Raw genomic sequence first — 9,559 nt, forward strand, 5'->3', positions numbered from 1 at the left:
TCCAACAGCTCATCAAGGTGATTTGACTAACACGGCACCTTTTGTAATTGGGAAAAACCTCTTAAGTCCTGAACAGATATTTGTTGGAACACTTGATGAGATAGAGCTCTTCAACCGTGTGCTCTCTCCTGATGAGATTAAAGGTATCTATAATGCAGGTAGTTGTGGAAAGTGCAAACCAGCAACAGCACAAATCTGTATTACAAAATTTAACGATTTAAATGGTGATGGGAAACCTAATACTGACGAGCCGTTGCTTTCTGGCTGGGTGTTCAACGTTACAGACCAAAATAACAATTTTGTAGGCACAATCACGACAAATCCACCAGCTATAGCACCTGCTTGTTTGAAGGTACCTGCTCCTGGAACCTATACGGTTACCGAAGTAGCACAACCTGGATGGACAGTGACAACTAACAACAATCCCTCAACAGTGACTGTCTCACCTGGGCAAACTATAAACCTCACATTTGGCAATCATTCTAGTGGCGGCAGAATCGTTGTAAATATGCCAAAGGAATGTGTAAGTGGTACGACTACTGTACATATCTATGATTCATCGTCAGGGACAGAGGTCTGGCACAGCAGTACGCCTAATTATGATGCAGCAACTGGAATGTATTCATTCGATACGGGTTGTACTCTCAAATGCCCGGGAACATTCAAAGTTGTACCTACAAATGAAAAGTGCAAATTTAGTCCTGAATCTCAGGAAGTAACAATTAAATGCTGTCCAGACTATGCTACTGTTAATTTTAAATGTGAGTGTAGCAACTGCATTGAGCCTCCTTCAGGAATGGTAGCCTGGTGGCCGTTAGATGAAACACAAATTCCAGTTGCAAATGACCTTGCAGTAGTAAATAATGTAGGTACGTGGGTTAACAATCCAGTTCCAGTGACAGGTATGGTAAATGGCGCATTAAGTTTTAATGGTAAGAACTCTGTCGATGTTGCAGACCATTCTGAATTGAACTTTGGTAAAGGTAATTTTTCGGTTGACTTATGGATTAAAACAAGCGATACAACAGATGGTGTCCATACAATCCTGGACAAGCGAACAGGAACTGTAGCAAATCCAAGAGGATATGAAATCTATCTATATAGAAGGAAATTGGGTTTACAAATTGCTGACGGAACTCCTTCTAACTACAACTCGTCAGATATCCAATCCGTCCCTATTATTGCCGATGGAAATTGGCATCATATAGCGGTTACTGTAGATAGGGCTGATACCTCTGGTATACGCTTTTATGTTGACGGAAATCTTGTAGCCATCTTTGATCCAACAGCTCATCAAGGTGATTTGACTAACACGGCACCTTTTGTAATTGGGAAAAACCTCTTAAGTCCTGAACAGACATTTGTTGGAACACTCGATGAGATAGAGCTCTTCAACCGTGTGCTCTCTCCGGATGAGATTAAAGGTATCTATAATGCTAAATCGGATGGTAAGTGTAAGCCAAAAATTGTTGTAAAGGATGCTTTAGTCGATGTTTATCTGTTAAGTGGAGACAAAGAGTTTAAAATTGGTACCTATAAAACAGATTCTTATGGTGTATTTCAATTTGATTATCCTCTTTCCATAACGCTTCCACAAAATCCTATATTCAAGTTTGTTGTAAATACCGATCTAAATCCTCTTAGCGATAAAACCTTCTATATCCAGCTTGCTCTAGCCCCACCAGGAAAGGGTCTTGGGGTTATATTGTTCTATTATTGTCGAGGTTCATGCAAGGATGCTGGTAAAATTGGGGATAAATACATGGGTCAAGTTGCCCATTTTTAATAGATGAAATAATGAAAAATATAGGCAGTTTTGTAGGGTAAGATGGCCCAATTGTAATACACTGAAAGATAAATAGATTTTTTAAATCTGCTTAAGTAAATGAGAAAGCCGGCTGAATAAAACCGGCTTTCTCATTGTGTCTTACGAATTGAATCAAAAACCAATAAGAAATGCGAGCTTAATAGCCAAAGTGGGCAATCTTAAAGTATGAATAAAAACTGTTTGTTGATCTTGTCTCATAGTTTAAGGGTTATAACCCAAAATCCCAAATCTATATAACTATGTTATCTCTGGAAGTGGGACATCAAATTCCTTGTAAATAGTTTTTTGTTTTTGACATTTCTGTTAAGAACTTCTTGCCGTTGTTTGTTTCCAAAACTACTTCCCTTCCATTGTTTCATTTGAATGGCTTCTTAACCTATTTCCATCAATTTCATTTTTAAGCACATCAAAGACTCTTTCCACTTCATTTCTTCTCTTGTAAAGAAACAGAACCTTTTCTTTATCCATGTTCTCTAAGTTTGTATTAACAATCATCTTAGTAGTTCATGGGCGTTTATAAGTCTTCTCTATGTCTTAGAAGGAGCTCTTTTGTTGTAAAAGGCATAGGCATGAGGAATTTGCTTATCCTCTGTGAACTCATATCTCTTTTGCCTCTCTTCCTCTTATCCTCTTTGTTTTAACAAAACTATTTGTTTCAATTTCAATTCTTCCAAGATACTTCCTCTCTTGCCTTGGCTCTTTATCCCAATGGTTTATTGCCTCATAAATGTAAATGTGGTTTCCTACTTTTTGCCTCACAATATAGCTAATAACCATAAAACAAAAAAGTCCAAAGAACAATGATAGATTTTTAAAAAGATTTACATAAGTTTACTCAATACATGGTTAAGAAGAAAAAAGGAATTTTGGGTTTTTTTACTCTTTTGGAACCTTCTGAAAAGAGTAAAAGTTAGAAAAGATTAAATCTACACTCCTTTTCAGTGGATTCTATAGAGGAATGAGTTACATTCCACTTTCCTTTTTCTAAGATAAGAGTATCATATGTATCGTGACTTATGCATAACTTTTACAAATATGTCACACTTGTATCATAAATATTAAAAATGCAAGCAAAGCTAAAAGATAGAAATAGGTAACTATTGCTCTAAAATTTTAACAGGCAAAAACCGCAAACACATAAATACTACATTTTTCAGGCACAAATACCTAAAAAATGAAGAGAATTAATTAAATCATTAAAGCAAAACCAAGACACAAAAATATGAAGACGACTGCCAAATTAGGTTATTTTAACCTTTGTCTTGAATTTCTGAATCATTTATTACAAGTTCACTTCCAGTTGTGTCGGGAGGCATTCTAAAAGCGGGGATAGCAAAGCCAGCAAGAGAAAGAAGCACAGCAAATAATCCTATGAAAATAAAAAGTGTTGAAACTGAAATCTTTTCCGTAAGATAGCCGCTAACTAACATTGAAACTGGCTGAAGTGCTTGCCCAACTGTAAATACAAAACTTGTAACAACCCCAAGTAATTCGATTTTTACTATTTTCTGGAAGAGTGTACTCATTGGCAAATTTGTAAGCCCGTTGCTAAGACCAATTATAAAGAAAAGAATTAGAACTGGAATAAGACTTTTAAATACTCCACATAAAACCAAAGAAATGCTTGTTAAAGTGAGCCCATAGAGCATAAGATGTGTTTCAGAAATTTTTTTTGGCAAAAATCCTGTTAAAAGAGCAAATACCAAAAACCCTAAAGAAAAAGCACTCATCATATAACCGTAACCCTGTGAGCCAAAATTGTACTTTTCTGCAAAAATAGGAATAAGTGGTTGAAGTGCACCACCTAACGAATTCACAACGAGTGCATAGGAAGAAAGCACCATAAGGAATTTTGATGATAGTAAAAATTTATATCCTTCTTTGAAACTTTCAAGTAGTGAAAGAATAGTATTAGTTACTTTTTCCTTTACTTGGGTAGTTTTAAGCCTTATAAAAATAATGGTAGCAACAGAAACCAAGAATGAAATTGCATCAATAAGAAAGCAGATGCTATAGCCGAAAAGTGCTACAAGAATACCACCTAAAGAGGGAGCTAAAATTTGTGCAATTCTTGTAATTCCAGTGATAATACCGTTCGCCTCGAGAAGTTCATCTTTTTCTACCAACAGAGGAATTAGAGTAAATTGCGTTGTGCTAAAAATAGGTGAGAGTATCGAAAGAATAAAGAGAATTAAAATAACTTCAAACATGTTTATTAAATTCTGAGTAGATAAAAAGTAAAGCAAAAATACGATTATAGCTCTTAAGAAATCTGTAATTATGAGTATTTTCTTTTTATTAAAATTGTCAGCAATAGGACCAGCAATAAAACCAGAAATGAGTTCACCAATTGAGAATACTGAAAATGCACCACCGACTGCCAATCCCCTATTGTCTGTTATCTTTAAGATGAGCCACATAATTGCAATTAGATAAAGCCCGTCACCCAATACAGAAACAGTTTGTCCAAATACGTAAAGAAAAAAACTCTTCTCTCTTAACAATCTAAATTTCATATCTTTAATACCTCCTCCTTATAAAAGTATTCAATTACTTCCTTTACAAAATTAAAAGAATCCTCAATTTTCATATTATATCTATCTTTAAGGGCAAAACAAATATCCTTAATTTGCTTTTTATCGTTTATACAATTTATAACATCCTTTGTCATTGCATCTAACGTGAAAGTCTTTTTTTGAAAAAAGTTTTTTCTTTTAATTGTTACAAATAAATTATTGCCTATCAATTTCCACTCAACATCGTCATAAAAGGAAGGAGTGCTTTCTTTTACAATTGGAAGCTCTAAAGAATCTATTTTACGAAGATATGGAAGACATCTCTCTTTAATTGACTGCGCATCGAATGCTTGAATTAACGGACAAATTCTGCAGTAACTCGAATTTGGACAACTTTTGCAGTAAGGATTTTTAGGACTTGGATTATGAGCAAAGTCTAAGAAAGGCTTGAAGTATTCCATTGCCTTTTCTATAGGCTCTGAGAGCACATCCCAGTACCTTAAATATTTACTCACTTCTGGGTTGGTTTCTTCAAAGAGAACAAGTGAATAACATGGAAGTGCTTTCTCTTGAGGGTTAATATAAATTGTTGAACCTGCAGGGCATACACCTTGGAATGTAGGCAATCTTATAGAATATTTCAGGTTCAAGAATCTTGATTCGTTAGGAAATGTAGAAAGATACAATTCAAAGCTTCGTTTTTTCATTGAATAATTTTGAGAAATTAAATTGAAACTGCTGCTCACTTCGTTACTGGTAATTTCAACTTCACTTTTGTTGTCAATTGCCCTTCCCACCAACCAAACATTATTTACAATCAATACATCAATTCCTAAATTATCAAAAAAATCAATCAAAAAAGGTACGTCTTTTTTGTTTTCTCCTTGTAAAGTAAAGTCTACCCCGATTTTTGTAGTTAATTTTTTCTCGTTTCTATACCTTACACAAAAATTGATGTTCTCAAGTGTTCTATCAAAGGCTCCTTTTACTCCTCGTATTTCATCATGCGTTATGTTAGATATTCCGTCCAAGCTAAAATGAATTTGATCAATTCCTGCATCTAATAATTCTACAAATTTCTGGGATCCCGTTGCCGCGCCATTAGTAAGTAAATCAACGCCTATATTGTTTTTCTTGCAATATTGAACTATAGATAGCAAATCATCTCTCAGAGTTGGTTCTCCACCAGTAAGCGTTATCCAACTTAATCCAAATAGCAACAGTTTGTCTATGATTGCCTTTACTTTATCAAAGGAGAGATTAGGACCTTTTAAAAGTGAGGCATAGCAATGTTTGCATTTTAAATTACATTGACTTGTTATATCCCACCTTGCTTCTTTTATTATTAATGTTTCCACTCAAGCTCCTCCTCCCAATAATTTGACGATACTTATAGTTGATCCTTTTTCCTAAGCTTTTCATTGTGGGAAGGGCACACCCTTCCCACAAGCCTTCTCACATCGCACTTGCTACTTCTCTACTACAAATGCACAAAATTCCACCGCCTGCGGCCGTCATTAAACCGACTTCTTCTGATGTTTTTGTGATTACTGGCTTATACATCGTTCTCAACTCCTTTCTTTAAGAAATTTAAGCCATGGCTTACTAAACAGGATTCCTGGATAAAGTTATACTTATTTGCAATCCGAAAAGACATTTGATATGGACCTCTTAAGATCCTGGCGTGTTTCATTGGTACTGAGGATTCCTCTGGTATTCCTACTTCAGTAAGTCCCACATTAAATCTCCTTTTTCACATAACTTACAATTTTTCCTTTTTACGAATTTTTAAAAAACGCTTCTACAAAATTATAGGACTTTTTCTTTTTGTCAAAATATTTTTGAAATATTTTTGAAAAATTTATTACATTTTGGACTTTATCAATTATAATGTATTAAAAGATATTGTTTCTTTTAAGTATCAAAAATTAGTAAAGAATTAGGAAATGGAATTTACTAAAATATTTTCTCCAAAACATAGGTGTTTTTTATCCTTCTTGCAATAAACATGACAAGCAATATTGGCAATATAAAAAGATATAGATAAGACCATTTGATATCAAATCCTGATGAAATCTTCAAAGGAGTTCTTAAAATATTCAGTATGTGTGTGATTGGATTAAAAATCAAGAAAATCTTCAAAACCTTGTTCAGGGATTGCATATTGAAGTAAGAGGGAGAAAGAATAACAAAAATCACAAAAAGAATCTGAAACAGTCCGTTTGCCAAAAAGAGATTATTCATTGCTAAACCAAGGAAAATAGAAATTAACAGCAAAACAGAGATTCCTATAAGTGTGCCTGTAATAAAGAGAGGAATGTTAACACTTTGCAGGCTTATAATGGCATATAAAGAAACAACTATAACAAGTGGAAGTGTAAGCAAAGTATAAGTAATGCATTGGCTTACAATAATCTGGGGAAACGTCATAGAATAAGTGGAGTAAAGTTCCAGAACCTCAGGCTGCTTTGTATTTGTTATTCTCAAACTCAACATATTAACAAAAGAACTTACTAAAGTTACGACCATGTATCCTATTAAAAGAGAAACAACTTCGTTTTTATTTATGTTGCCTCCGCTTGAAAGAAACATTATGAAGAGATAAGAAAAAGGAAGTAAAAAGAGAACAACGAAAAGTTGCAACCAATAAATTCTAAGCGATTTTAATTCTATTACTACACCAATTTTAATTTTTTCCATTTCCTTCCTCCAGAAGTTTTCTTATTGCAGTTTCAAAAGAAGGCGCTTCAAATTGAATATAGTTAATAGATGCAATATCATTTATTTGCTTAATTAAACCGATAGCATTATTAAGAACGCCAACCGATATATTGAAGACCGTGCCATCCAATGTATAGTTAATATTATTTTCTTCTAAAAACTTCTTTACGTTTAATGTGTTTAAACAAGAAAACACTATATTGCAAGGTAGTTCAAGCAATAAAGAAATCTCTCTCGGGCTTCCTTCTGCAATGATTTTTCCGTTCCATATTACGTAAACTCTATCAGCCAATTTCTTTATTTCATTCATATCATGACTTGCAATTAAAATTGCTCTATCGTTTTTAATTTGTGAAAGTCTATCCCACAAGTGGCTTTTGTTTACAATGTCAATCATAGAAGTAGGTTCATCAAGAATTAGAAGACTATTAGCCTGAGCAAAGGCAATCCCAACAAGCATCAATTTTATAAGCCCTGGAGAAAGTTGATATCCATAGTACTTTTTAACCTGCCCTAAGTTGAGAAAATCGATAATTTCGTTTAATTTTTTGGTTAATTGCTGTCCTTTAAATCCTCTCAATTGCAAGGCAAAGCCAATTGTTTCTTCGACAGTCAAAGAAGGAAAGTAAAGAGGATATTGAGGTGCATAACCTACTTCTCGTTTAATTATTAAAGGATTTAAAGATATATTTTCTTCCAAGATTGATATTGAGCCCTCTGTTGGCTTTAACAACCCCAAAATCTGCCTTATAAGAGTTGTTTTTCCTGCCCCATTTGGACCTATAAGTCCAACAATTTCTTTATTATTTACCTTGAGGTTTATCCCATCATTTGCCTTTTTTCCATTAGGGTAAATTTTAGATAAATTTGAAATAGTTAAGACTTCTTCCATAAGTCACTCTCCAAAACTTTTTGAATTTCTACTTTATTATATAAAGAATTTGCCAATACTTCCATTGTTGTTCCAGCAAATAAAGCCTTTTTACATAACCTTTTTCTATAATCCCCAAAAGTGACGAAGGATTCATAAGCGCATCCTCCTCCACACAATGGAACATAAGGACAATCAAGACACTGTTCCCACCTATCCATCGTTATAAATTCAATAAACTTGCTGCTATAATGTTCATCCTTAACATTCCCAACAGAAAATTCTTTTCTACCTACAAAACCACTGCACTTATATATGTCCCCAATAGGATCAATTACAAATTGTGACTCTGAGGTAAGAAGACATGGCCCAATTTCTACAAACCTCTTTGCAACAGAAAAACCTAAATTTCTAGCGATTGGAAGCACTTCTTTCAAGCTATCAGAAAATGCTTTGTCCGGCATTATATTTGCATCACAAAAATGTGGTAACAATCCTGACTTAATTCTTGGGGCAAAATCAATAACAATCTTGGATGATAAACCTTCTTTGTAAAGAAAATTTAATAGTTCTCCTATGCTATTTGCGTTTGTCCTATCTATGTTAACTCTTACAAATACGGGTGCAAATTCTACAAATTTTTTCACATTTATAAGTATATCGGAGAAAGAACCTTTACCACTTTTATACGGTCTTCTTAAATTATGAATAAATTCGGGTCCGTCAAGAGTTACTTGAAAGTATTTCAAACCATAATCCTTAAGTTCTTCCATTTCCTCAGAAGACAAACTCACGCTTCCATTTGTAATAATGCCAAAAGAGAAGCTAACTTTTTTGTCTAAAGAGATCTTAAATAGTTCTTTGGATATACTGAAAATAGGATTTTTATTAAGTAATGGTTCTCCGCCATAGTAAACCAATTCCACGTCGTCAGGATGTCTCTCGTATATGTTTCGTGCAACCCACTCAATGATATTTTTGCTTACATCATCGGTCATGTTCTCACTTCTAATGTCTTTTACATCGTTTTCTACACAATATTCGCATTTAAAATTACAGTCAAATGTAGTCAGGATCATAGCTCCAAATGACTTAGTACTAAATTTGGCTTTTTGAAAAAGATATCTTAAATTTTGGCTTTCATTGAGAGAATCTGTTAATATTCCTTCTTTCAAAAGGCCTTTTCTAACTTCCTCTGGTAATTCTTCTACCTCATTATTTTCAATGTTATCCAGGAACCTTTTCTCTATAAGCACTACGCTCTTAGTAAGAGTACTAAATAGTAAATTATACCCCTCTTTTGGCCAATCTTTTTTCATTAAAACGTACCTTGACATGTGCGCGCTTTTTTCATTCTCTTCCATGTTTAACCTCCTTATTGTTGTCCCCCTCGATTAACATAGAATCGAGGGGGAAAGTTTTAACTACCTAATTTCAGCTTTAACTGGTGAGATAAAGCATCCACAGAAATTTGGCTCACCACCGAACAACGGAACCAAAGAACCATGCTCTATTATTAACATGCCTATCACCCCCTTTCTTTAAGAAATTTAAGCCATGGCTTACTAAACAGGATTCCTGGATAAAGTTATACTTATTTGCAATCCGAAAAGACATTTGATA

The 9,559-nt window shown here is 34.1% G+C and carries 9 protein-coding genes; 1 reads left to right on the plus strand and 8 read right to left on the minus strand.

What is annotated here, in order from left to right; genetic code table 11:
- On the plus strand, positions 1–1,786 hold a 1,786-nt coding region (locus ACP5SP_RS06505; protein ID WP_428076277.1), incomplete at its 5' end, for a LamG-like jellyroll fold domain-containing protein.
- A gap of 378 nt (positions 1,787–2,164) precedes the next feature.
- On the opposite strand, the gene ACP5SP_RS06510 is transcribed toward ACP5SP_RS06505, so the two are convergent.
- From ACP5SP_RS06510 to ACP5SP_RS06545, 8 genes are all read right to left on the minus strand, one after another.
- Positions 2,165–2,323, minus strand: coding sequence for a transposase (locus tag ACP5SP_RS06510; RefSeq protein ID WP_428076278.1), 159 nt, complete (start codon positions 2,321–2,323; stop codon positions 2,165–2,167).
- Positions 2,324–2,425: 102 nt separating this feature from the next.
- Positions 2,426–2,587: a hypothetical protein gene (locus ACP5SP_RS06515; protein WP_428076279.1), complete on the minus strand. Its 162-nt coding sequence runs from the start codon at positions 2,585–2,587 to the stop codon at positions 2,426–2,428.
- Positions 2,588–3,078: 491 nt separating this feature from the next.
- Positions 3,079–4,344, minus strand: a complete 1,266-nt coding sequence (locus ACP5SP_RS06520) for an MFS transporter (protein ID WP_428076280.1) — start codon at positions 4,342–4,344, stop codon at positions 3,079–3,081.
- Entirely contained in the window at positions 4,341–5,702 is a 1,362-nt protein-coding gene (locus ACP5SP_RS06525) for a radical SAM protein (RefSeq protein WP_428076281.1), read from the minus strand. The genes ACP5SP_RS06520 and ACP5SP_RS06525 overlap by 4 nt, the downstream gene beginning before the upstream one ends.
- A 197-nt stretch (positions 5,703–5,899) precedes the next feature.
- Positions 5,900–6,082 carry a hypothetical protein gene (locus ACP5SP_RS06530; RefSeq protein WP_428076282.1) on the minus strand — a complete coding sequence of 61 codons (183 nt, stop codon included), beginning with the start codon at positions 6,080–6,082 and terminating at the stop codon, positions 5,900–5,902.
- A gap of 218 nt (positions 6,083–6,300) precedes the next feature.
- Positions 6,301–7,044, minus strand: a complete 744-nt coding sequence (locus ACP5SP_RS06535; RefSeq protein ID WP_428076283.1) for a hypothetical protein — start codon at positions 7,042–7,044, stop codon at positions 6,301–6,303.
- Entirely contained in the window at positions 7,031–7,957 is a 927-nt protein-coding gene (locus ACP5SP_RS06540) for an ABC transporter ATP-binding protein (RefSeq protein ID WP_428076284.1), read from the minus strand. Before ACP5SP_RS06540 ends, ACP5SP_RS06535 begins: the two co-directional genes overlap by 14 nt.
- Positions 7,942–9,300 carry a radical SAM protein gene (locus ACP5SP_RS06545; RefSeq protein ID WP_428076285.1) on the minus strand — a complete coding sequence of 453 codons (1,359 nt, stop codon included), beginning with the start codon at positions 9,298–9,300 and terminating at the stop codon, positions 7,942–7,944. Before ACP5SP_RS06545 ends, ACP5SP_RS06540 begins: the two co-directional genes overlap by 16 nt.
- Between the last annotated feature and the right edge of the window lie 259 nt (positions 9,301–9,559).

It is taken from the genome of Caldisericum sp. (assembly GCF_049967455.1).
In the GTDB taxonomy this organism is placed as follows: domain Bacteria; phylum Caldisericota; class Caldisericia; order Caldisericales; family Caldisericaceae; genus Caldisericum; species Caldisericum exile_A.

Coding starts and splice junctions, on each gene's coding strand:
- ACP5SP_RS06540 (WP_428076284.1), bottom strand. CDS start 7,957: ATGGAAGAAGTCTTAACTATTTCAAATTTATCTAAAATTTACCCTAAT.
- ACP5SP_RS06520 (WP_428076280.1), bottom strand. CDS start 4,344: ATGAAATTTAGATTGTTAAGAGAGAAGAGTTTTTTTCTTTACGTATTT.
- ACP5SP_RS06545 (WP_428076285.1), bottom strand. CDS start 9,300: ATGGAAGAGAATGAAAAAAGCGCGCACATGTCAAGGTACGTTTTAATG.
- ACP5SP_RS06535 (WP_428076283.1), bottom strand. CDS start 7,044: ATGGAAAAAATTAAAATTGGTGTAGTAATAGAATTAAAATCGCTTAGA.
- ACP5SP_RS06510 (WP_428076278.1), bottom strand. CDS start 2,323: ATGATTGTTAATACAAACTTAGAGAACATGGATAAAGAAAAGGTTCTG.